Source organism: Klebsiella sp. GW_Kp181 (assembly GCF_040062315.1).
Taxonomy (GTDB): domain Bacteria; phylum Pseudomonadota; class Gammaproteobacteria; order Enterobacterales; family Enterobacteriaceae; genus Klebsiella; species Klebsiella oxytoca.
In genome coordinates this window covers 65,950-88,955 of sequence record NZ_JBEAFR010000062.1, presented here as the reverse complement: position 1 = coordinate 88,955, position 23,006 = coordinate 65,950, and the positions used below count along the sequence as shown (strand labels likewise).

General features: G+C 53.9%; 25 protein-coding genes, 2 tRNA genes and 1 pseudogene. 18 read left to right on the top strand and 10 right to left on the bottom strand.

What is annotated here, in order from left to right:
* Positions 1–103: 103 nt before the first annotated feature.
* The gene (grxD, locus tag ABLV11_RS15775) at positions 104–451 is read right to left on the bottom strand and encodes a monothiol glutaredoxin 4 (RefSeq protein ID WP_004102692.1); all 348 of its coding nucleotides are present in this window, start codon (positions 449–451) and stop codon (positions 104–106) included.
* A 339-nt stretch (positions 452–790) separates the two neighbouring features.
* Here grxD and ABLV11_RS15770 point away from each other — a divergent pair, with 339 nt between their 5' ends.
* Together ABLV11_RS15770 and sodB are read left to right on the top strand one after the other, a co-directional pair.
* Positions 791–1,645: a C40 family peptidase gene (locus ABLV11_RS15770; protein ID WP_016810094.1), complete on the top strand. Its 855-nt coding sequence runs from the start codon at positions 791–793 to the stop codon at positions 1,643–1,645.
* A 311-nt stretch (positions 1,646–1,956) separates the two neighbouring features.
* Entirely contained in the window at positions 1,957–2,538 is a 582-nt protein-coding gene (gene sodB, locus ABLV11_RS15765; RefSeq protein ID WP_004102696.1) for a superoxide dismutase [Fe], read from the top strand.
* A gap of 56 nt (positions 2,539–2,594) precedes the next feature.
* On the opposite strand, the gene ABLV11_RS15760 is transcribed toward sodB, so the two are convergent.
* Both ABLV11_RS15760 and ABLV11_RS15755 read right to left on the bottom strand, forming a co-directional pair.
* Entirely contained in the window at positions 2,595–3,761 is a 1,167-nt protein-coding gene (locus tag ABLV11_RS15760; RefSeq protein ID WP_004102698.1) for an MFS transporter, read from the bottom strand.
* 169 nt (positions 3,762–3,930) lie between these two features.
* On the bottom strand, positions 3,931–4,020 hold the full coding sequence (locus tag ABLV11_RS15755; protein ID WP_049082851.1) for a YnhF family membrane protein: 90 nt from the start codon (positions 4,018–4,020) through the stop codon (positions 3,931–3,933).
* Positions 4,021–4,316: 296 nt separating this feature from the next.
* On the opposite strand from ABLV11_RS15755, the gene purR reads away from it, so the two are divergent.
* On the top strand, positions 4,317–5,342 hold the full coding sequence (purR, locus tag ABLV11_RS15750; RefSeq protein WP_126489212.1) for an HTH-type transcriptional repressor PurR: 1,026 nt from the start codon (positions 4,317–4,319) through the stop codon (positions 5,340–5,342).
* A gap of 18 nt (positions 5,343–5,360) precedes the next feature.
* Here the strand turns inward: purR and punR are convergent, their stop codons facing one another.
* A complete protein-coding gene (gene punR / locus ABLV11_RS15745; protein WP_004102702.1) occupies positions 5,361–6,272 on the bottom strand; it encodes a DNA-binding transcriptional activator PunR in 912 nt (303 codons plus the stop codon).
* 112 nt (positions 6,273–6,384) lie between these two features.
* On the opposite strand from punR, the gene punC reads away from it, so the two are divergent.
* Together punC and cfa are read left to right on the top strand one after the other, a co-directional pair.
* Entirely contained in the window at positions 6,385–7,569 is a 1,185-nt protein-coding gene (gene punC / locus ABLV11_RS15740; protein WP_004113451.1) for a purine nucleoside transporter PunC, read from the top strand.
* Between the two features lie 300 nt (positions 7,570–7,869).
* Positions 7,870–9,018 (top strand): cyclopropane fatty acyl phospholipid synthase, encoded by a 1,149-nt coding sequence (cfa, locus tag ABLV11_RS15735; protein WP_004113452.1) that lies wholly within the window; start codon positions 7,870–7,872, stop codon positions 9,016–9,018.
* Positions 9,019–9,047: 29 nt separating this feature from the next.
* Here the strand turns inward: cfa and ABLV11_RS15730 are convergent, their stop codons facing one another.
* Complete coding sequence (locus ABLV11_RS15730) at positions 9,048–9,689, bottom strand: riboflavin synthase subunit alpha (RefSeq protein WP_348855429.1); 642 nt, start codon at positions 9,687–9,689, stop codon at positions 9,048–9,050.
* Between the two features lie 232 nt (positions 9,690–9,921).
* On the opposite strand from ABLV11_RS15730, the gene mdtK reads away from it, so the two are divergent.
* From mdtK to ABLV11_RS15675, 11 genes and pseudogenes are all read left to right on the top strand, one after another.
* Positions 9,922–11,295, top strand: a complete 1,374-nt coding sequence (mdtK, locus tag ABLV11_RS15725; protein WP_024274274.1) for an MdtK family multidrug efflux MATE transporter — start codon at positions 9,922–9,924, stop codon at positions 11,293–11,295.
* A 209-nt stretch (positions 11,296–11,504) separates the two neighbouring features.
* Positions 11,505–11,581: transfer RNA gene (locus tag ABLV11_RS15720), tRNA-Val, on the top strand.
* A gap of 4 nt (positions 11,582–11,585) precedes the next feature.
* Positions 11,586–11,662, top strand: a tRNA-Val gene (locus ABLV11_RS15715).
* Between the two features lie 441 nt (positions 11,663–12,103).
* Positions 12,104–12,289, top strand: a complete 186-nt coding sequence (locus ABLV11_RS15710) for a general stress protein (RefSeq protein ID WP_004136767.1) — start codon at positions 12,104–12,106, stop codon at positions 12,287–12,289.
* Positions 12,290–12,379: 90 nt separating this feature from the next.
* A complete protein-coding gene (locus ABLV11_RS15705) occupies positions 12,380–12,877 on the top strand; it encodes a ferritin-like domain-containing protein (protein ID WP_004102712.1) in 498 nt (165 codons plus the stop codon).
* 32 nt (positions 12,878–12,909) lie between these two features.
* Complete coding sequence (locus ABLV11_RS15700) at positions 12,910–13,416, top strand: ferritin-like domain-containing protein (RefSeq protein WP_004102713.1); 507 nt, start codon at positions 12,910–12,912, stop codon at positions 13,414–13,416.
* Positions 13,417–13,435: 19 nt separating this feature from the next.
* A complete protein-coding gene (locus ABLV11_RS15695; RefSeq protein ID WP_348855425.1) occupies positions 13,436–14,305 on the top strand; it encodes a manganese catalase family protein in 870 nt (289 codons plus the stop codon).
* Between the two features lie 72 nt (positions 14,306–14,377).
* Positions 14,378–15,781 (top strand): cytochrome ubiquinol oxidase subunit I, encoded by a 1,404-nt coding sequence (locus ABLV11_RS15690; protein WP_024274275.1) that lies wholly within the window; start codon positions 14,378–14,380, stop codon positions 15,779–15,781.
* A complete protein-coding gene (gene cydB / locus ABLV11_RS15685; RefSeq protein ID WP_016810086.1) occupies positions 15,781–16,791 on the top strand; it encodes a cytochrome d ubiquinol oxidase subunit II in 1,011 nt (336 codons plus the stop codon). The genes ABLV11_RS15690 and cydB overlap by 1 nt, the downstream gene beginning before the upstream one ends.
* 8 nt (positions 16,792–16,799) lie before the next feature.
* Complete coding sequence (locus ABLV11_RS15680) at positions 16,800–16,922, top strand: hypothetical protein (RefSeq protein WP_016810085.1); 123 nt, start codon at positions 16,800–16,802, stop codon at positions 16,920–16,922.
* A pseudogene (locus ABLV11_RS15675) lies at positions 16,865–17,452 on the top strand (glycosidase); the annotation flags it as partial. The gene ABLV11_RS15680 and the pseudogene ABLV11_RS15675, both read left to right, overlap by 58 nt.
* Here ABLV11_RS15675 and ABLV11_RS15670 read toward each other — a convergent pair.
* The 5 genes from ABLV11_RS15670 to ABLV11_RS15650 all read right to left on the bottom strand — a co-directional run bounded on the left by ABLV11_RS15670 (position 17,449) and on the right by ABLV11_RS15650 (position 20,296).
* The gene (locus ABLV11_RS15670) at positions 17,449–18,438 is read right to left on the bottom strand and encodes an SDR family oxidoreductase (RefSeq protein WP_224330225.1); all 990 of its coding nucleotides are present in this window, start codon (positions 18,436–18,438) and stop codon (positions 17,449–17,451) included. The pseudogene ABLV11_RS15675 and the gene ABLV11_RS15670 overlap by 4 nt on opposite strands.
* A gap of 21 nt (positions 18,439–18,459) precedes the next feature.
* Entirely contained in the window at positions 18,460–18,978 is a 519-nt protein-coding gene (locus ABLV11_RS15665; protein ID WP_024274278.1) for a 2-oxo-tetronate isomerase, read from the bottom strand.
* A gap of 12 nt (positions 18,979–18,990) precedes the next feature.
* Positions 18,991–19,437: a YetF domain-containing protein gene (locus ABLV11_RS15660; RefSeq protein ID WP_004102722.1), complete on the bottom strand. Its 447-nt coding sequence runs from the start codon at positions 19,435–19,437 to the stop codon at positions 18,991–18,993.
* 9 nt (positions 19,438–19,446) lie between these two features.
* Positions 19,447–19,950 (bottom strand): hypothetical protein, encoded by a 504-nt coding sequence (locus ABLV11_RS15655; RefSeq protein ID WP_224330223.1) that lies wholly within the window; start codon positions 19,948–19,950, stop codon positions 19,447–19,449.
* A 73-nt stretch (positions 19,951–20,023) separates the two neighbouring features.
* On the bottom strand, positions 20,024–20,296 hold the full coding sequence (locus ABLV11_RS15650; RefSeq protein ID WP_224330222.1) for a hypothetical protein: 273 nt from the start codon (positions 20,294–20,296) through the stop codon (positions 20,024–20,026).
* Here ABLV11_RS15650 and ABLV11_RS15645 point away from each other — a divergent pair.
* Together ABLV11_RS15645 and ABLV11_RS15640 are read left to right on the top strand one after the other, a co-directional pair.
* The gene (locus tag ABLV11_RS15645; protein WP_004102726.1) at positions 20,295–21,293 is read left to right on the top strand and encodes a LacI family DNA-binding transcriptional regulator; all 999 of its coding nucleotides are present in this window, start codon (positions 20,295–20,297) and stop codon (positions 21,291–21,293) included. The two genes, ABLV11_RS15650 and ABLV11_RS15645, sit on opposite strands and share 2 nt — an antisense overlap.
* Before the next feature lie 46 nt (positions 21,294–21,339).
* On the top strand, positions 21,340–23,004 hold the full coding sequence (locus ABLV11_RS15640; protein WP_024274279.1) for an alpha-glucosidase: 1,665 nt from the start codon (positions 21,340–21,342) through the stop codon (positions 23,002–23,004).
* Positions 23,005–23,006 lie beyond the last annotated feature (2 nt).

The following is a 23,006-nucleotide window of genomic DNA, read 5'->3' as shown; positions in this document are numbered from 1 at the left end:
ATAGCCTTACAGGATCAATCACCACCTCCCTAGGAGGTGGTTTAGGGATGACAATGAAAAAAAAGCGACTTCACGGGAAGTCGCTTTTTTATTTAAAGCAAAATTACTCTGCTTTCGGCTCGTCAGTTTTGTACTTAGCGGCCGTTTCTTTGATCAGCTGCTGCAGTTCGCCGCGCTGATACATTTCAATCACGATGTCACAGCCGCCGACCAGCTCACCGTCTACCCACAGCTGCGGGAAGGTTGGCCAGTTAGCGTATTTAGGCAGCTCCGCGCGGATGTCCGGGTTTTGCAGGATATCGACGTAGGCAAAACGTTCGCCACAGGCAGAGAGCGCCTGAACGGCCTGAGCGGAGAAACCACAGCTTGGCAGCTTCGGAGACCCTTTCATATACAGCAGGATCGGGTTTTCAGCGATTTGACGTTGGATTTTTTCTAAAGTCGTGCTCATTGTCGTGCTTCCTTAAACTTCTCTACGGCAGTAATTTGTCATTGTAGCGCCCTGAACGCAGGACCGATAATAACATTTTTTTCACTTGCCTCATTTTATCTTCTGTAGGCAAAAGTTGCCTCAAAAATATCATTTTATTGCTATACGCAGCAACGCGTTGCGCGTTTTTCATGCGGCGAGCCCGCCGGGAGACGCATTTTTTTGCAAATGTTAACCAAACGAGACTTTAGATACAAAAGAGTATTAACTTTCCACGATTTTATGCTTTAGAATCGATGCGTTTTGTCATTCATCGTCAGGCATAGGTATATGTCTGTAATTTAATCAGGGGATTGCTCAGTGGCGCGTCTTAACAAAATCGCGATTTCGCTCTGTGCATTACTTTTCACATCTATTTCACTTACGCCGCTGGCGCATGCTTCCGGGCATACGCACGCTTCGGCCACGCCCAAAGCGCATCCGGCTAAAGGCACTACCGCAGAGCGTAAGAAAAAAGCAGCCAGTTCCAAAAGCAAAACCACCGCCAAAACCTCCAGCAAAAAAACACCGACCGCCAGCCGCAGCAAAACAACCGCTTCACGCCAGACCGCCAGCGCCACCAAAAAATGCGTCCTGCGCAAGGGCTACAAAAAGCTGTGCGCCAGCTCGACAAGGTCGATTGCGGAAAGCAAGCTGGCCGCGGCGAGCCTGCAGAAAAAGTGCGTGGTGCGTAAAGGCTATAAAACCCGCTGCAAACCCATTGCCGACGAGCCGCAGCTGACTATCGCCGATGCGCATAAAGCGCGGGTACAAAAAGCGCAAAGCACCGCGATGTCAAAGTTGATGGATCAGATTGGCAAACCTTATCGCTGGGGCGGGACCTCTCCGCGCACCGGATTTGATTGCAGTGGTCTGGTCTATTACGCCTATAAAGACCTGGTTAAAATTCATATTCCGCGCACTGCCAATGAGATGTATCACCTGCGCGACGCTCGTCCAGTGGATCGCGGCGAGCTGCAAAGCGGGGATCTCGTCTTCTTCCGCACCCGCGGGCGCGGGACGGCAGATCACGTCGGGGTATACGTCGGCAACGGCAAGTTTATCCAGTCTCCGCGCACCGGTCGCGATATACAGATTACCTCTTTAAGCGACGATTACTGGGTACGCCACTACGTCGGCGCGCGTCGCGTTATGACGCCGAAAACCATTCGCTAAATGTGCCTTGTCGCTGCGGCGACAGGGTAACTCTCTCTTTTGCCACATCTTTTAATTTGCTACTATTACCTTGCGCAATACAGGGTTATTGCGCGCACCAGACCCAGAATAATTGCAGCAGCATCACAGAACGCCCTGCCGTTTTGAACCGCGCTTGCGCAGGCCCCAAAGGGGCGAGGCTTAAGCCGAGTCTTGCGGCAGCTCAGCGCATCCCGGGAGCGAACAACAGTACATGACCGGGGTAAGTGCAGGCAGTCAATACAGATGCCGCTGGGATTATGAAGGGTATAACGATAAAAAGGAGAGTAGCAATGTCGTTCGAATTACCTGCATTACCATATGCAAAAGACGCCCTGGCGCCGCACATTTCAGCGGAAACCCTGGAATACCACTACGGTAAGCACCACCAGGCCTATGTGACTAACCTTAACAACCTGATCAAAGGCACCGCGTTTGAAGGCAAAACCCTGGAAGAGATCGTGCGTTCTTCCGATGGCGGCGTCTTTAACAACGCCGCGCAGGTCTGGAACCACACCTTCTACTGGAACTGCCTGGCGCCAAACGCCGGTGGCGAACCGGAAGGCGAACTGGCGGCGGCTATCGCTAAATCTTTCGGCAGCTTCGCGGATTTCAAGGCCAAATTCACCGACGCGGCGGCAAAAAATTTCGGCGCAGGCTGGACCTGGCTGGTGAAAAATGCCGACGGTAGCCTGGCCATCGTCTCTACCAGCAACGCCGGTACGCCGCTGACCAGCGACGCCACCCCGCTGCTGACCGTGGATGTCTGGGAACATGCGTATTACATCGACTACCGTAACGCCCGTCCGAACTATCTGGAACACTTCTGGGCGCTGGTAAACTGGAAGTTTGTTGCCGCTAATCTGGCAGCATAAAAGCCAACCGCAGAAGCATTGCTGCTTCTGCGGTTATTATTTCACTTCACGTGAACTTAATGGTTAGCAAACGCCTCTTCCGGTTGCGCCCTCCCGCTGAACAGCACCAGCAGTAGCGCTACGCCCGCGATAATCGCTCCCATCACCGGTACGAACGCATATCCCAGGCCGCCGGATATAACCGCGCCGCCCGCCGCCGCGCCCAGCGCGTTACCAAGATTGAAGGCCCCGATATTAACCGATGAAGACAGCCCCGGCGCCTCATGAGCGACGCGCATCACGCGCATCTGCAAAGGCGGTACCACCGCAAACGTCGCCGCCCCCCAGACAACCATACTTATCGCCGCTCCCACCTGCGACTGAGCCAGCAGCGGGATCGCCAGCATAATGACCATCAGCAGCAGAAGAAAGCCCTTCAGCGTTGCGGTAACTGAACGGTCGGCAAACTTACCGCCGAGATAGTTACCCAGCGAGAAACCGACGCCAATCAGCACCAGCATGGCGGTCACAAACAGCGGTGAAGCGTGGGTGATGGTATGCAGAACCGGGGAGATATAGGTATAAAGCGTGAACATCGCCCCGGCGCCCAACACGGTGGTCAATAGCGCCGACAGCACCTGCGGACGCATCAGCACCGAAAGTTCCTGCTTCACGTCCGGACGTTCGCCGGCGCTGCCCTTCGGTAGCGACAGCCACAGGCCGATCATCGCAACAACGCCCAGCCCCGCCGTTGCCAGGAACGACATTCGCCAGCCGATAGTTTCGCCCAGCCAGGTTGCCGCAGGAACGCCGCCGATATTGGCGATCGTCAGCCCCATAAACATCGTTGCTACCGCGCTGGCCTGCTTATGTTTAGGCACCACGCTCGCCGCCACCACCGAGCCGAGACCGAAGAAGGCGCCGTGGTTGAGGCTGGTAATAATGCGCGACAGCAGCAGCGTAGTGTAATCCGGGGCAATTGAAGAGAGCACATTACCGAGGGTAAAAATGGCCATCAGAAAGATTAGCGCATTTCTGCGCGCGCGGTGGGAGAGCAGCAGAGTCATTAACGGCGCACCGACCATCACGCCGATGGCATAAGCGCTAATGAGCATTCCCGCCGCCGGAATAGACACATCCACGCCTTTAGCAATAACCGGTAATAGTCCCATCGGGGAGAACTCGGTCGTGCCGATACCAAAGGCGCCGATCGCCAGCGCGAGCAGGGGAAAGTTGATTTTCATGCAGGAACTCCATCAGGCCGCCTTCAGCGACGGCATCTTATTCAGAAGTCAAAAGCATGACATCAATCACAGAAAAACAAAAGTAAACGAAATGGCAAAAGATTTTTGCGAAATTGATAATAATAGGCGGGGGGTAAAGGGAGAGCGGCCCCTCCCTCTCAGTAAAGAATTAGTGCAGTACTGCAGTCAAACCTGCGGCAACAATCAAACCCAGAACAATAATCGTTGTCGTCAGCGAAAACTTTAAATTTGTATCCATCAATTTTTCCCCCTGATTATCCCCACATGAAAAGTGAGCTTGCTCATTTTTACACAGAATAGCGTAAAAATCTTCCGAGATTTAGAGTGATGCACATTTTTGCTCTTCCCCTTTGCCCCAAGATCGGACAAAATCCCACGCTAATTTGAAAGCGTATCGGCCATTGACCCCTTCCTGTCGTTCTGTGTCGTTTTCCCGACGTGATGCCATGATCCATTTTGGCGCCAGGGTGTGTACAGGCAATCGTTTACGTACCGATAAACAGACGATCAGGTCAAGGTCTGGAGTGAGAAGTAATGGCAACTATTAAAGATGTAGCGAAACGCGCAAACGTTTCCACTACAACAGTATCACATGTAATTAACAAAACCCGATTCGTAGCGGAAGAGACGCGCAATGCGGTATGGGCGGCCATTAAGGAGCTGCATTACTCCCCCAGCGCCGTTGCTCGCAGCCTGAAGGTCAATCACACCAAGTCTATTGGTCTGCTGGCGACCAGCAGCGAAGCGGCTTATTTCGCCGAGATTATCGAAGCGGTCGAGAAAAGCTGCTTCCAGAAGGGCTATACCCTTATCCTCGGCAACGCCTGGAACGACCCGGAGAAACAGCGCGCCTATCTGTCAATGATGGCGCAGAAGCGCGTTGATGGCCTGCTGGTGATGTGCTCCGAGTATCCGGAATCGGTATTAAGCATGCTGGAAGAGTATCGCCACATCCCGATGGTGGTCATGGACTGGGGCGAGGCAAAAGCCGACTTTACTGATTCGGTCGTCGATAACGCCTTCGAAGGCGGCTATATTGCCGGACGCTACCTGGTTGAACGCGGCCACCGCGATATCGGCGCGATCCCAGGCCCACTGGAGCGTAACACCGGTGCGGGCCGGCTGGCAGGCTTTATGAAAGCCATGGAAGAAGCGCAGATCGGCGTTCCGGAAAACTGGATTGTCCAGGGCGATTTTGAACCGGAGTCCGGCTATCGCGCCATGCAGCAAATTCTCAACCAGCATCCTCGCCCGACGGCTATTTTCTGCGGCGGCGATATTATGGCCATGGGCGCCATCTGCGCGGCGGATGAAATGGGGCTGCGCGTGCCGCAGGATATTTCGCTGATCGGTTATGATAACGTGCGCAACGCCCGCTACTTCAGCCCGGCGCTGACCACCATCCATCAGCCTAAAGACTCTCTGGGCGAAGCGGCCTTTAATATGCTGCTGGATCGCATCGTCAATAAGCGCGAAGTCTCGCAGTCGATTGAAGTCCATCCGCGTCTGGTCGAGCGCCGCTCTGTGGCCGACGGCCCGTTTGTCGATTACCGCCGTTAACCTTTCCTGCGGCGTCGGTTATTCCGGCGCCCGCAGCCACTCCCGATTCAGCGTTTCGCTATCGCCAAGATAATCCAGCAGCCATAACAGGGCCGGAGAGGCATCGCTTTGCTGCCACGTCAGACAGCAGGCAGCATCCGGGAATGGGTTCTCCAGCTCCAGCGCCGTCCATTCACCGCTATCGAGCCACGGCTTTGCTAAATGCCCGGGCACCATCCCGACGCACAGCCCCGCGGAGAGACAGGTTTCAGAGGCATCCCAGTCCGGCACAACCACCCTCTTCTGGTTATCGAGCAGCCAGGTGGTCCGCTTCGGCAGCGAGCGTGAAGTATCCTCTCTGACCAGCGATGGCCAGTTGCGCAGGACGTCATCGCTTAAAGGTCCCGTCATTTTGGCCAGCGGATGGTGGCTTGCGACGACGCAGTCCCAGCTCAGCATTCCCATATCACGAAAGGCGTAGCGGCCCCCGACCGGAATTGAGCGCGTTGCGCCGATCGCCAGCTCCACGCGACCGTCGGCCAGCGCATCCCAGACGCCGTTGAACACCTCCTGAAAAACAATCAGCTCAACGTCATCAAAGTGACGATAGAAATCAACGATCATCTGCCGCATACGCGTTGGCTTAACGATATTATCCACCGCGATAGAGAGCTGTCCGCGCCAGCCGTTGGCTATCTGCTGACACTGCTGGCGGGTGATCTGCATTTTTTTGATAACAGATCGCCCTTCCTGCAAAAACCAAACGCCGGCAGGGGTTAGCTCGACATCCCGATGGCGGCGTTCAAATAGCGGCACCGCCAGCCACTCTTCCAACTGACGCACGGTATAGCTGACGGCCGAAGGGACGCGGTGCAATTCCTGCGCAGCGGCGCTAAAGCTGCCGTTGCGGGCGACAGCATCGACAACTTCAAGCGAGTATTCAGACCACATTTTCTGCCTGCAAAATTTTTGAATTCACCTGACAAATATTAGCGTTTCACAAGCCTGAATGCACTCCCTACACTCTGCGCCATCGTACCTGCATCACTAAAAAGAGAATGATATGCAACAACCTGGGAAAGGATTTTTAGTCTGGCTGGCCGGACTCAGCGTTCTGGGCTTTCTGGCCACCGATATGTACCTGCCGGCTTTTGCGGCCATGCAGCAAGATCTGCATACCTCAGCGGCGTCGATCAGCGCCAGCCTGAGTCTGTTTCTCGCGGGCTTTGCGCTAGGCCAGCTTTTCTGGGGGCCCATCTCCGATCGTTACGGCCGTAAACCGGTGCTGTTGAGCGGACTGGCCATCTTTGCCATCGGCTGTCTGGGCATGCTTTGGGTCCGCGATGCTACGCTGATGCTGGCGCTGCGTTTTATCCAGGCTCTGGGGGTTTGCGCCGCCGCGGTGACCTGGCAGGCCATGGTGACCGATTATTATCCTGCCCAAAAAACCAACCGCATTTTCGCCGCCATTATGCCCCTGGTGGGATTATCGCCTGCGCTGGCGCCGCTGCTCGGCAGCTGGTTACTGGTTCATTTTGAATGGCAGGCTATTTTTGCCGTTCTGTTCGCCATTACCCTGCTGTTAATGCTGCCAGCCCTGCGCCTGAAGGCGGCGAAAAAAAGGATCGTCAGCACCCAGCAGAAGCTTACGTTCCTCGCCCTGCTGCGTTCGCGGGAATATAGCGGCAACGTGCTGATCTACGCCGCCTGTTCCGCCAGCTTCTTTGCCTGGCTGACGGGGTCGCCGTTTATCCTTCACGAGATGGGCTACGGCCCGACCGTTATCGGCCTGAGCTATGTTCCGCAAACCATCGCGTTTCTGGTAGGCGGCTACGGCTGCCGGGCGGCGCTGCAAAAATGGCAGGGCCAGCAAATTCTGCCGTGGCTGCTGGCGATCTTCGCCGTCAGCGTGGCCGCCACCTGGCTGGTTGGCCTGCGGGAAAATGCAACCCTGGTGGGATTAATGATTCCGTTCTGCGCCATGGCGGTGGTGAATGGCGGTATCTATCCTATCGTCGTCGCCCAGGCATTGAAGCCCTTCCCTGAGGCGACAGGCCGCGCCGCGGCGTTGCAAAACACCCTGCAGCTTGGCCTCTGTTTTTTGACCAGCCTGCTGGTCTCCACGCTGATCGCCACTCCGCTGCTAACGACCACCAGCGTGATGCTGGTCTCCATCGTGCTGGCCGGAATCGGCTACCGCATGCAGCATAAGGCCGCGCATCTGGAAACAGAATCGTCACATGCTTAAGGTATTCTGCTGATAGTTGCCAGATCCAGTAGTTAGCTTGCTAAGATATTTTTGTTGAAAGCCTGTTTTTAGCGGCCTATACTGGATCCGGCATCACATAAATAGAAAGATTAGTTGATTTTTAACGGGAGCAGGATGCATCCCGTTTTACCATGGAAGGCCTTTCGGCAAGGGTTATCTCCCTTCCTCTGTTCTACGTCGGATAGCAGCCTTACGGATTATCCGTGAGATTTCTCACAAAGCCAAAAAAGCGTCTACGCTGTTTTAAGGTTCTGATCACTTGGGCGTGATGGAGAAGCTATGAGTTCATCGTGTATAGAAGAAGTAAGTGTACCAAATGATGACTGGTACCGAATCGCAGCTGAATTATTAAGCCGTGCGGGCATTGAAATTAATGGTCCTGCGCCCTCCGATTTGCGGATTAAAAACCCTCATTTTTTTAAACGCGTTTTGCAGGAAGGGTCGCTGGGTTTAGGCGAGAGCTATATGGACGGCTGGTGGGATTGCGAGCGGCTGGATATATTTTTCCATAAAGTATTACGCGCCGGTCTGGAAAATCAGCTTCCCCATCATTTCAAAGATACCCTGCGTATCGCCACTGCACGCTTATTCAATCTGCAAAGTAAAAAACGGTCCTGGATTGTCGGGAAAGAGCATTACGATTTAGGCAACGATCTGTTCAGCCGCATGCTCGATCCCTATATGCAGTATTCCTGCGCTTACTGGAAGGATGCGCAGAATCTGGAAGACGCACAGCAGGCAAAATTAGATCTCATCTGCCGTAAACTTCAGCTTGAGCCGGGGATGCGGGTGCTGGATATCGGCTGTGGCTGGGGTGGACTGGCCTACTATATGGCCAAAAATTACCAGGTCAGCGTTGTCGGCGTCACGATTTCAGCTGAGCAGCAAAAAATGGCCCAGCAGCGCTGCGCAGGTCTTGACGTTACTATCCTGCTGCAGGATTACCGCGACCTGCAAGAGAGCTTTGACCGTATCGTCTCAGTCGGCATGTTTGAACATGTCGGGCCGAAAAATTACGCCACCTACTTCGACGTGGTCGACCGGAATTTGAAACCCGAAGGCCGCTTCCTGCTGCATACTATCGGCTCGAAAAAAACCGACCATAACGTCGACCCGTGGATCGATAAATATATCTTCCCTAACGGCTGTTTGCCCTCAGTACGCCAGATTGCCGAAGCCAGCGAGCCGCATTTTGTTATGGAAGACTGGCATAATTTCGGTGCCGACTACGACACCACGCTAATGGCCTGGTATGAGCGCTTTCTGAATAGCTGGCCGGAAATTGCCGACAATTATTCGGAGCGCTTCAAACGCATGTTTAGCTATTACCTGAATGCCTGCGCCGGCGCTTTCCGCGCGCGCGATATTCAGCTCTGGCAGGTGGTTTTTTCTCGCGGTGCCGAACACGGCCTGCGCGTAGCCCGCTAAAAATTCCCCCGCTTCGGCGGGGGAATTTATTATTCGGCCGCGTTTTTCAGGGCCGCTGCTGCTTCTTTTGCCGCCAGAACGCGCTCAACGGTATCGATAACGGCCTGAGTCTGCGGATCGATCTCAATATTTACCCGGTCCCCCAGTTTTTTCACGCCAAGGATGGTGCGCTGCAGCGTTTCCGGGATCAAATGCACGCAAAACCGGGTGGGCGTCACTTCCCCTACCGTGAGGCTAATACCATCGACGCCGATATAGCCTTTATAAAGGATATATTTCATCAGCGTCGGGTCCTGAACCTTAAACCAGATTTGGCGATTATTTTCCGACGTCAGAATTTTAACCACTTCCGCGGTGGTCATAATATGGCCTGACATCAGGTGGCCGCCAATTTCATCGCTGAATTTTGCCGCCCGCTCGACGTTAACGCTGTCGCCCTCGCGCAGCGCGCCCAGATTGGTGATGCGCAAGGTCTCTTTCATCAGGTCAAAACTCACTCGCGCGCCATCGATATCGGTGACGGTTAAACAGCAGCCGTTATGAGCTACCGAAGCCCCGGTTTCGAGCCCCGCAAGCATATGCTCAGGCAGCTCCACAACGTGGGTGCGAAAGTTGGGTTTTTCATCAATGGCCACCACTCTGGCGGTCCCCTGCACAATACCGGTAAACATATTTTGCTCCTGTATGAATTCGTAACGGTATCAAGACCGTTTTAGGCTATGACACGAACAATAACAGGTGGCAAAACAGGTTGCCAGCGCACAACGTGTTGTGCGATTTTTTCACTGGCTAAATGGCTAATCCTCGCTACAATAGTCTGGCAAATCCCTCTGCTTTTTCTTCTTGCTGCCCCTGATGGCGGCTTTTTTAGTCCTCCAATAACAACAATATAAAGGTGTTTACGTGCAGAAGTATTTTATTGAAGCGCGTCAGTTATTAGCACTGGCTATACCCGTTATACTCGCCCAGGTCGCCCAAACCGCCATGGGCTTCGTCGATACCGTGATGGCGGGCGGCTATAGCGCCACCGATATGGCGGCCGTCGCCATCGGTACCTCCATCTGGCTGCCGGCAATCCTCTTCGGCCACGGCCTGCTGCTGGCCCTGACGCCCGTTATTGCTCAACTGAATGGTTCCGGCCGTCGCGACCGCATCGCCCACCAGGTACGCCAGGGGTTCTGGCTGGCGGGCTTCGTCTCGATCCTGGTCATGGTGGTACTGTGGAACGCCGGCTACATCATCAGCTCCATGCATAACATCGACCCGGCGATGGCGGAGAAGGCGGTCGGCTACCTGCGGGCTCTGCTGTGGGGCGCGCCCGGCTATCTGTTCTTCCAGGTAGCGCGTAACCAGTGTGAAGGCCTGGCAAAAACCAAGCCGGGCATGGTAATGGGGTTTATCGGTCTGCTGGTCAACATTCCGGTGAACTACATCTTTATCTACGGTCACTTTGGCATGCCTGAGCTCGGCGGGATCGGCTGCGGCGTGGCGACGGCTTCGGTGTACTGGGTGATGTTTTTCTGCATGCTCTCCTGGGTTCGCCGCGCGCGTTCGATGCGCGATATTCATAACGCTGAGCGCTTCAGCAAACCGGATTTCGCCGTTATCCAGCGTCTGGTGCAGCTGGGCCTGCCGATTGCGCTGGCGCTGTTTTTCGAAGTGACCCTGTTTGCCGTAGTCGCGCTGCTGGTCTCACCGCTGGGCATTGTCGACGTGGCCGGGCACCAGATTGCCCTAAACTTCAGCTCGCTGATGTTCGTATTACCGCTCTCCCTGGCGGCGGCGGTGACCATTCGCGTCGGTTTCCGTCTCGGGCAAGGCTCGACGCTGGAGGCGCAAACGTCGGCCAGAACCGGCGTCGGGGTTGGAGTGTGTATGGCCGTGATTACGGCGGTTTTCACCATTCTGATGCGTGAGCAAATCGCGCTGTTGTATAACGATAATCCTGAGGTTGTCGCGCTGGCGTCCCAGCTGATGCTGCTCGCGGCGATCTACCAGATCTCTGACTCCATACAGGTGATCGGCAGCGGCATCCTGCGCGGTTATAAAGATACGCGTTCCATCTTCTTTATTACCTTTACCGCCTACTGGGTTCTGGGGCTGCCGAGCGGCTATCTGCTGGCTCTGACCGATATCGTGGTGCCGCGCATGGGTCCCGCTGGCTTCTGGTGCGGGTTTATCATTGGCCTCACCTCCGCTGCCGTAATGATGATGTTGCGCATGCGTTTCCTGCAGCGTCAGCCTTCCAGCGTCATATTGCAGCGCGCCGCGCGCTAATCTCTGGCGGCAATTTATCGATACCTGACGGCGCTGATTCAGCGCCGTTTTCGTCTCTTGATGAGCAAATCCTCTTTCGCATCAGTAAAATATAACCAATATGGATAAAACTTCTGCGATCGCGAGAAATCTGGAAGAAAAGTGACGTTTGCCTCTTGCCACAACCCCTCCCTGCCGCTAATATGCGTCCCCGTTGCCACTGCAACAATGCGTTCATAGCTCAGTTGGTTAGAGCACCACCTTGACATGGTGGGGGTCGTTGGTTCGAGTCCAATTAAACGCACCATAATGCGTCCGTAGCTCAGTTGGTTAGAGCACCACCTTGACATGGTGGGGGTCGGTGGTTCGAGTCCACTCGGACGCACCATTTCACAGCCTCGTGATCTGGTGCCTTATTTCTCTCCCGCATTGAATTATCCTAAAATGACCTTCAGCATTGGCAAAACGCTATTTTCTGATTTTTCCCGGTTGTGTTCTTAATATCTTTCACGATTCCGATAACTTATTTTTCGCGCTTATGTAAAGAGACGTAAAGCCCTGCGTCGCCCGTTTCCTCCCGTATTAACGCAGAGGTCATAAATATATCCTGCAGCAATATAAATGTTTTCGTTAGTTCCTAGCCTGTTATGCTCGCAGCCACTTTAAACAAGCGGAACGGTAGCCGCGGCATAATTCAGATTATTTCAAAAAATATCACCGCAAACCGGTTTGACTGTTCAAAAATACCGACTAAATTTAATTGCTGAACGACAACGGATACGTAATTAAATCGTATCTACCTGACATAAACTCACAGAGGTATGAAAATATGGCAGAACATCGTGGTGGTTCCGGTAATTTCGCTGAAGACCGTGATAAAGCATCTGAAGCTGGACGTAAAGGCGGTCAGCACAGCGGTGGTAATTTTAAAAACGATCCGCAACGTGCATCTGAGGCCGGTAAAAAAGGCGGCCAAAATAGTCATGGTGGTGGACGCAAATCTGACAACTCCTGATTATTAATCGTTTCATTCTCTTGTAATTAATAAGAGTATCCTGCGGGTCTGCGGACTCGCAGTTATTCTCTAGCATTAAGGATATTCCCAATGAATATGAAGAGCATAGAAGACGTTTTTATTCATCTGTTATCGGATACTTATAGCGCGGAAAAACAATTAACCCGCGGCCTGGCTAAACTAGCCCGGGCGGCGTCAAGCGAGCAGCTTAGCGCCGCATTCAAAGCGCATCTGGAGGAGACCCAGGGGCAAATTGAACGTATCGATCAAATTGTCGAACAAGAAGCCAATATTAAAATTAAGCGCATGAAATGCGTGGCGATGGAGGGGCTTATAGAAGAAGCTAACGAGGTTATTGAGAGTACTGAGAAAAATGAAGTGCGCGATGCCGCGTTAATTGCCGCAGCGCAAAAAGTTGAACATTATGAAATTGCCAGCTACGGCACTCTCGCCACTTTAGCCCAACAGCTGGGTTATAAAAAAGCGGTTAAGCTTTTAACAGAAACGTTAGAAGAAGAGAAATCAACCGATCTGAAATTAACTGACCTGGCGGTCGGCAATATTAATAAAGAAGCACAAAATAAATAGCCAGAAAATAACCTGATATTAAGGAGTTCATTATGAATCACGTTGAACACTATCACGACTGGCTACGCGATGCGCATGCAATGGAAAAACAAGCAGAATCCATGCTGGAGTCGATGGCTGGCCGTATCGATAACTACCCCGATTTGCGTAGCAGAATTGAACAGCACGTCACCGAAACCAAGCGCCAAATTACGGTTCTGGAAGAGATTCTGGATCGTAATGATATATCGCGGTCGGTGCTGAAAGATTCAATGAGTAAAATGGCTGCGTTAGGTCAATCTATTGGCGGCATGTTCCCTTCCGATGAAATCGTTAAGGGTTCAATTAGCGGCTATGTTTTCGAACAGTTTGAAATCGCGTGTTATACCTCTCTGCTTGCCGCTGCGAAAAGAGCCGGTGACACCGCGTCTATTCCCGCCATCGAATCCATTCTGGCGGAAGAGCGGGCCATGGCCGACTGGCTGCTGAAACATATCCCGCAAACAACGGAAGAGTTCCTTCTGCGCTCTGACGCAAAAGGCGTTGAAGCTAAAAAATAAGCAATAAGGATAAGAGCCTATGTTCCGACACGTTAAGCAACTTCAGTATACCGTCAGGGTCGCGGAACCTAATCCGGGGCTGGCTAATCTCCTTCTGGAGCAATTCGGCGGCCCTCAGGGCGAACTCGCCGCCGCATGCCGATATTTCACACAGGGCCTGAGCGATGACGATCCGGGTCGCAAGGATATGCTGATGGACATTGCTACCGAAGAGCTGAGCCACCTTGAAATTATCGGCTCGCTGGTAGGTATGCTCAATAAAGGGGCGAAAGGCGCCCTGGCGGAAGGTACGGAAAACGAAGCCGATCTGTACCGCTCGCTTACCGCTAACGGCAACGACAGCCATATTACCTCTTTGTTATATGGCGGAGGCACGCCGCTGACCAATTCCGCCGGCGTGCCCTGGACCGCAGCATACATTGACACCATTGGTGAACCCACCGCGGATTTACGCTCCAACGTGGCCGCCGAGGCGCGCGCTAAAATCATCGAGCGCCTGATAAACGTCACCGATGACCCCGGCGTGAAGGATGCGCTGGCCTTTCTGATGACCCGAGAAGCCGCCCATCAGCTCTCTTTTGAGAAGGCGCTTCAATCCATCAGAAACAACTATCCGCCGGGCAAACTACCGCCAATCACTGACTACGCCAGCACCTACTACAATATGTCAGAGGGCGATGACATTCGCGGCAGCTGGAATAGCGATCTGCACTTCGAGTATGTTGCGAATCCACAGCCTGCAGTAGATGGCGGAGATGGCGGTGCCAGCGTTAAGCTAACGGCCGAACAAAAGGCCCTGGTGAAAACCATGGCGAAACGCACCCAATCCGACCCGGAAGGCGATCCTCTCACCGGCGCAGAACTTGGCGCGGGTAAGAAAAAGCCGTAATCAGCAACGATCGGTTGTTAATCACTTCCCCCTGCCTGGTTCGGGGGGTTGTTATGTGATGGGGTTCAGAACATGTTTGAACTCGATGCGTTTAATCTGGCAAGGCTACAGTTCGCATTTACCGTCTCTTTTCATATCCTGTTTCCGGCGATTACCATCGGACTGGCCAGCTATCTGGTGGTGCTGGAGGGGATGTGGCTGCGGACAAAAGATGACGTCTGGCGCTCGTTATATAATTTCTGGCTGAAGATTTTTGCCGTTAATTTCGGCATGGGCGTGGTATCAGGCCTGGTGATGGCCTATCAGTTCGGTACCAACTGGAGCGGTTTCTCTCAGTTTGCCGGGAGTATTACCGGTCCCCTGCTGCTGTATGAAGTCCTCACCGCGTTTTTCCTCGAAGCGGGCTTCCTGGGCGTCATGCTTTTTGGCTGGAACAAAGTCCCCCCAGGACTGCATTTTTTCACCACCTGCATGGTGGCGCTCGGCACGCTAATGTCCACCTTCTGGATCCTCGCCTCCAATAGCTGGATGCAGACGCCGCAGGGCTTTACCATTGAAAACGGTCACGTCATTCCCCAGGACTGGCTGGCGATTATTTTCAACCCATCTTTCCCGTATCGCCTGTTACACATGGCGATCGCCGCTTTTCTCAGCAGTGCGATGTTCGTGGGCGCCTCTGCCGCCTGGCACCTTCTGCGCGGGAACAATACCCCTGCCATACGTAAAATGTTCTCCATGGCGATGTGGATGGCCCTGCTGGTTGCGCCAATTCAGGCCTTCGTTGGCGATATGCACGGCCTCAATACCCTTGAGCATCAGCCGGCAAAAATCGCCGCCATAGAAGGCCACTGGGAGAATAAACCCGGCGAGGCCACCCCGCTGCTGTTGTTTGGCATACCGGATATGGAGGAAGAGCGTACCAAATACGGGCTGGAAATTCCGGCGCTTGGCAGCCTGATCCTGACCCATAGCCTGGATAAGCAGGTCCCGGCGCTGAAAGATTTTCCGAAAGAGAATCGGCCAAACTCCCTCATCGTTTTCTGGTCGTTCCGCATCATGGTGGGTATGGGCGTGCTGATGATTGCTCTCGGCGTCTGGAGCCTGTGGCTTCGCTATCGGCAGCGTCTTTTCCACTCTCGCGCCTTCCAGTGGTGCGCCCTGGCGATGGGGCCGGCAGGACTGCTGGCGCTGTTGGCCGGCTGGATCACGACCGAAGCGGGACGTCAGCCCTGGGTCATTTATGGTTTTTTACGAACCCGGGATGCGGTATCGCTGCACAGCACGGCGCAAATGGTCGTCAGCCTGCTGGTCTTTATCGTGGTGTACTGTTCGGTCTTTGGCGTCGGTTATTACTACATTGTCCGGCTTATTAAGAAAGGGCCGCAGCCCGTCAGCGAATTGACATCGTCAACGTCCGGCACGCCGGCTCGCCCCCTTTCTGCCGCAGAAGCCGTGCCTGAAGAGGAGACTCGCTAATGGGCATCGATATTCCCGTCATCTGGTTTGTCATCATTGTATTCGCCACATTGATGTATATCGTTATGGACGGCTTCGATCTTGGCATCGGAATTTTATTCGGCTTTGTACCGAATGCTCATGAACGCGACGTGATGATGAATAGCGTCGCCCCGGTGTGGGATGGCAATGAGACATGGCTGGTGCTGGGCGGCGCGGGGCTATTTGGCGCCTTTCCCCTGGCCTACGCCGTTATCACCGATGCGCTGGCTATCCCGCTCACCGCCATGCTCATTGGCCTGATCTTCCGCGGCGTCGCCTTTGAGTTCCGCTTCAAGGCCACCCCCTCGCATCAAAAGTTCTGGGACTACTCTTTTGTCAGCGGCTCCCTGCTGGCGACCTTTAGCCAGGGGATGGTGGTAGGCGCGGTCATCAACGGTTTTGAGGTCGCCGACCGCAGGTTTGCCGGCTCGGCGCTCGACTGGCTGACGCCCTTTAGCCTGTTCTGCGGCTTAGGGCTGGTCGTCGCGTATATGCTGCTTGGTACGACCTGGCTGATTATGAAAAGCGAAGGCGCCCTACAACAGCGCATGCGTGAGCTGACTCGCCACACGCTTCTGGCGCTGATGGCGGTCATCGCCGTTGTGAGCGTCTGGACGCCGCTGGGCTGGCCCTCCGTGGCTGAGCGCTGGTTTACCCTGCCTAATTTCTACTGGTTTGTACCCGTTCCTGTACTGGTCATTGCCTTAAGCCTGTGGATCTGGCGGTTAAGCGCCCATCCTGGTAGCCATGCCCGCCCTTTCCTGCTTACGCTTGGGCTCATTTTTCTTGGCTTTAGTGGTCTGGGTATCAGTCTCTGGCCCAACATCATCCCTCCGCATATTACGCTGTGGGAAGCCTCCGCGCCGCCCGCCAGCCAGCTCTTTATGCTGGTAGGGACCCTGCTTATCATTCCGGTGATTTTGGTTTACACCGCATGGAGCTACTACGTATTCCGCGGCAAAGTTTCCGGCACTGAAGGCTATCACTGAGGTGCGCTATGGCGGACTGGCATACGCGAGCCATCATTTATCAGATTGATTCGGCGCTGTTTTACGATCTCAACGGCGGCGGCTGGCGCTCTGTCATGCCGTACTCTTTTCACTCCCCGGCGTACCGATAATGCGCTACGGGGATGAAATTGGGATGGGTGACAATCTGGCCCTGGAAGAGCGCTACGCGGTGCGCACGCCGATGCAATGGGCCGGCTCAGCGGGCGGCGGTTTCTCCGCAGCCGATCCTGCTACTTTTGTCGCTCCATTGATCGATAAGGGGCCGTTTCGCTATCAGAAGGTCAACGTCGCTGATTCGCTGCTGCACCGCCATTCCCTTCTGCATCGCATTATAGATATCGCCAATACGCGGTGCGAGTTTCCGGAAATCGCCGTTGCGCCTTTTCGCATTATCAGCATCGATCGGCAGGCGATTCTGGGGATTTGCTACGATGCCGACCAACGCCGCGTCATCACCTTTCTTAATTTCAGCGACAAGCGCGTGCGCTTCACCGCGAAAGAGATTGCCGAGGGCGTCTGGACGCCCTGCCTGGCCGACAAAACCTATGCTGACGACCTTGTTGCGGGTAAACGCGTTGAGCTGGAGATTGGCGCCTATGGCTACCGATGGTTCTGGACCAACAGTAGCGCGCTGCGTTAGCGTTTTTTACGCGAGATAAACCATTTTGCCAACAACCATCCCGCCGCTGCCGCGCCGCCGAGTAGCGCTTTTCCCGGCACGCCGGAGGTGATGGCGGCGGCGCGATACTTCGCCTCTGAGGAAAAACGCCCGTGGGTTTTATGCAGTCCGCTGACCGGCTGTTGTAGATAATCCTGCCGGTCAGCGACATTCCTGTGCCGGATCATTTGCCCTTCCCATGCTTTATTAACCATCAGTCGATCGAGGAAGCCGGGGAAGAGAAATTGCCCAACGATAGACTGGATTGTGCTGCTCCCCACCCAGAGTTCACGCACGGGCCTGCGTGCAACGTTGAAGATAGCCTCTGCGGCCACCTCCGGCTGATAGACGGGGGGCACCGGGCGCATCGCCCAGGCAAACTTATTGCGCGCCCACTCAAACTGCGGCGTATTCAGGCCAGGCATCTGTACCATTGAGATACTCACGCCGCTCTTTTCATGCATCAGTTCCGTGCGAACCGCATCGGTAAAGCCCCGAATCGCGGCCTTCGCCCCGCAGTAGGCGGACTGTAGCGGAATGGAGCGATAGGCCAGCGCGGAACCGACCTGGATAATGATGCCGCGATCGCGGGGCGTCATTAACTCCAGCGCGGCGCGGGTACCGTTGACGTAACCAAGATAGGTGACTTCGGTGACCCGCGAAAATTCATCGTGGGTCATCGTCCTGAAAGGCGCCAGCACCGCGCACATGGCCTTATTGACCCACACCTCGATAGCCCCTAATTGCTTTTCGATCTCGCAGGCGGCAGTGTTAATCGCATCCGCATCAGCGACATCGGCCTGAACGACATGCACCCGAACGCCAAACTGCCGCAACGCCTGTTGCGTCGCTTCAAGGCTTTGACGATCGCGGGCGATAATCCCCACGTCATAGCCTGCCCGCGCAAAGCGAACAGCCGTTGCTTTGCCGACGCCCGCAGTACCGCCGGTGATCGTCATGACCGCCATAGAACCTCCGCCATGAAAGTGTTATTCGCCCTGCCAGCCGGGCAGTTTCTCCATCAGCATCGCCAGCGAGTAGCGTACGGATTTCTCAACGACATCCTGGCAGCCGCCGGAAAACAGCACCTTCTGCGCGTCGATTGCGCCGCGAAAATTCCATGCGAACCAGACGGTTCCCGCAGGCGTCCCGTCCTCGCCGCCGTCCGGCCCAGCGTATCCGCTTATCGCGATGCTGATATCCGCTCCGGAACACTCCAGCGCGCCCGTCGACATCTCTTCCACGGCCTGTCGACTGACGGCGCTATACTTTTCCAGCGTCGAAGCCTTAACGCCGAGAAGTTTTTGCTTCGCACGGTCGCTAAAGGTGATTAAACCAATATCGTAAAACGCAGCCGTATCCTCCTCCGCGCACAGCGCTGCCGCCAGGCTTCCCCCGGTACACGACTCAGCGGTGGTTAAGCGTAAACGACAGTCGGTCAATGCGATGGCGACTTGTTTGGTCAGCTCACCGGTGGTTTTCGCCTGGTTATAAGGATTATTCGCCATAAAGATACCTTCTTAACTTTCAGCAGGAATAATAGAAATATGTCCGTTCCTTTCCAGTATGGCATATTTGATTTTACTTAATTCCGTAATACCCTGATTCTGCCGTGCGGCCACAAGAATATCATCGCAGGAGACATCCACTTTTTTGAGTTTATCAATTAACGGAACGCCGTTTTCGACTAAAATTACCGGGCAGCCATCAAGCGCTGACTCGGCGCCAGCCATATATTTTTTCATTAAGCCAAAGAGCATATCCACCACCACCAGCGTGATAATCGTCAGCATGGCGCCGGTGACCGAAAAGTCGTTCCCCAGCAGCGCCTGTTGTGTCGCTTCACTGATGATAAGTAATAAAATCAGATCAAAGCTGGTCATTTGTAATAGCGCCCGGCGTCCGGCGATTTTAAAAACCACCAGCAAAATTAAATAAATGGCCAGCGCCCGCAACACCATCTCCATCACGTTCTCCTAAGGATAAATAAATTGCCAGAAGCGAATTTCGGGTTCGCTATTAAGCTGTAAAGCGTGGTTCAGCTTGCCGGGAGCGGTGGGCGTAACGTAGAGCCATATGGAAATATTTTCCATACTTTTCAAATTATTATAAACCAAAAAGAGTCGATCGTCCTTACTGTACATACTATCTGGCTGGGGCCAGATAGTATTAGTTTCGAGCGATGAAGAAAAATCACCGCCAAGGCTAAAAACATATTTATTGGCGACGCGCGAATGGGCAGTAATTTTTAGTCGGAACTCAGTTTGCAAACGGCCAAAACGCTCATAAACCACGGTTAAATTTTGCTGGGCATTTGTTTTTTCAGCACGGCTCATATAGCCGGTGGAAAAAATCCCCGCCAGCGCTGCGAAGATGATTAATAATAATATCCCGAGCCCGATCTTACGAGCAGCACATTCAAAATTAAGAAAAAGTTCACTCTCTTTTATCCCGGGCAGCTTCTCTTTTTCACTGACCATTTTTCACCTCACCGTTGCGCTTATCATCGCGGCGCCAGCTTAAGGAATAGCAATCAGGTTTAATATGTCAAGTTCATTGCGGCAAACCAGGAATATTAGCAAAACAAAAATACCGTGCATTATTCATTGCGCCGCTTCTCCCCTCCCCACGCTCAGACCCGAACGGTCTTGCCGACCCGGCGATCCGCGTCGCGAACTCACCTTCAACGGATACGCAAACCGTAGCACGCGGATAGCGCAGGAAAAATTTATTGTGAGTCAGGTCATGTTTTATAACAAGGCGGTTGACCCGGCCGGTCAGCAAAAATATTTTATGCCCATGTGATATCGATTTCATAACCATCATGGCAACCATAAAAGACGTAGCAGAAAAAGCAGGTCTGTCGGTGACGACGGTCTCCCGCTTCCTGAACAATCATCCTTATATCGCTGAAGATAAAAAGGAAAAAATTCTCGCGGCGATGAAAGAGCTCGATTACGAGCCAAGCACCGTCGCGCAGCAGATGCGCGGCGTGAAAACCCACCGCATTGGCGTACTCATTTCGAGGATCACTAACCCATTTTTCGCCAGCCTGGTGGACGCTCTCGAAGTCACCGCGCGTAAACACGGCTACTCGGTGCTGATCGTTCAGAACCACAATAGCGCGGGCGAAGAGGAGAACTGTCTCGATCTGCTGAAGAAAAAGATCATCGACGGCCTTATCTTGTGCGCCGTCGAAAGTGATAAGGACGTGATCGAGCAATATCAGAAATATGGCCCGATCCTGCTGTGCAACACCAGCATCGATAACACGACTCTGCCCGTGGTCAGAATGGACGATGAACTGGCGACCTATCGCGCCGTCAGTTGGCTGCTGCATAAAGGGTATAGAAGAATCGCCTACTCTACCGGCGGCGCATTCCAGCAAAAGGGCCACGGTAGCAGAAGGAACCGCGGCTTTATTGCCGCCATGCAGCAGGGGCAGCAGCCGATTGACGAGCGGCTGGTTTTCCGCCACGTCCACACCTGGCGCGACGGGCAGCGTCTGGCTGAGCAGATCCTACAGATGGCTAAAAGCGAACGTCCCGATGCAATTTTCGCCGGCAGCGATGAAGTCGCCTGCGGCTTAATTTCTGCGCTCTCGGCCAACGGCGTCAGCGTTCCCGGCGAACTGGCGGTCATGGGCTTTGATAACCTTCCGGTGGCGGAGATGGTGCATATTCCGCTCACTACCGTTAGCCAACCCATCGAGCAACTGGGCCGCATCTCGGTAGAACGTCTGCTGGCCCTGATCAACAACACGCACTATCGCTATGACGAGGAAGACCTGAAATCGGAACTGGTCATCAGGGCCTCGGCGTAATTTTTTTTAACTCAATATGGTATCGATTTCATACTCAGGAGAAACGATGAATCAGTCACAACAAGGGGCATGGTGGAAGGAAGCGGTCATTTATCAGGTGTACCCAAAAAGCTTCTATGACAGCAATAACGATGGCATTGGCGATATCCAGGGGATAATCGCGAAACTGCCGTATCTGAAAACGCTGGGCATCACCATGATTTGGGTCTCGCCGTTCTACCTCTCGCCGGGTGCGGACAACGGCTACGATATCGCCGACTACTATGCAGTGAACCCCGATTTAGGTCAGCTGCAGGATGTTGACGATCTGATTAAGCAGGCAGGCGAACTGGGGATTGGGATCATGGTGGATCTGGTGGTTAATCATACCAGCGATGAACACAGCTGGTTCCAGGCCGCACTGGCGGACCCTGCCTCAAAATACCGTGATTACTACATCTTTAAGCCCGCCGTTGCTGGTGCCGCGCCTAATAACTGGCGTTCGATTTTTGGCGGCAGCGCGTGGGAAAAAGTGGCTGGCGAAGAGTGCTACTATTTGCACGTTTTTCATAAAAAACAGCCCGACCTGAACTGGGAAAACCCGCAGCTGCGCCAGGAAATCTACGCCATGATTAACTGGTGGCTGGATAAAGGCATCGCCGGTTTTCGCATCGATGCGATTACGTTTATTAAAAAAGATCAGGATTACGCCTCCCTGCCCGCCGACGGCGTCGATGGACTGGCCTCCATTAAAATGAAATCGCGCAACCGTCCGGGAATTGAATGTTTTCTGAACGAGCTGAAAGAACACACCTTCAACCGCCATCGCTGCGTGACGGTGGGCGAAGCGCCCGGCGTGCCTCTGCAGGAGTACGACAGCTATATCGGGCCGGACGGCTATTTCAATATGATCTTCGATTTTCACGCTGCAGATATCGATGTCGAGAACGGCTCGGAGTGGTTTAAGCAGCGCAACTGGCGCGTGAGCGAATTCAAAGAAGCGCTTTTTGCCAGCCAGCGCGCTTTTTGTCAGGCCGGCTGGGGGACGACGTTTATTGAAAACCACGACCAGCCCCGGGCGCTGTCCAAGCTCATCCGCGACGCGGATTACCAAAATGACATCGGTGCCAAAGCGCTGGCCGCGATGTACTTCTTTATGGCCGGAACGCCGTTTATTTACCAGGGCCAGGAGCTGGGAATGAAAAATTTCTGCCGGCAGTCAATTGCGGAATTTGACGATATTTCCAGTCTGGATAACTATCACCGCTCCCTCGCGGAAGGTTTCTCTGAACAGCAGGCGTTAGGCTTTATTAATCAGCGCTCCCGGGACAACTCGCGAACGCCCTTCCCGTGGTCGAATAGCGTCAACGGCGGATTTAATCAGGGTGCGCAGCCCTGGCTGGCGTTTTCTTCAACCGACTTTAGCGTCAATGCGCAAAGCCAGATAAACGATGCGCATTCGGTGTTCGCGTTTTACCAGAAGATGATCGCCTTGCGGAATAAGCACTATCCGCAAGCGCTGATTTATGGGTCATTCGCCGCCGTGGAGGACGTTGACGAGCGTATCGTTGCCTACCAGCGCGCAACACACAACGAACGTTTTATCTCTATCACCAACTTAAGCGCGCAGCATCTGCCTTACACGCTCCCGGCAGGAGAGATTGTACTCAATAATTATGCCGACGCCGACGCCACCCTGAAACCTTATCAAACCATTCTCGTTAAGGAATGAGT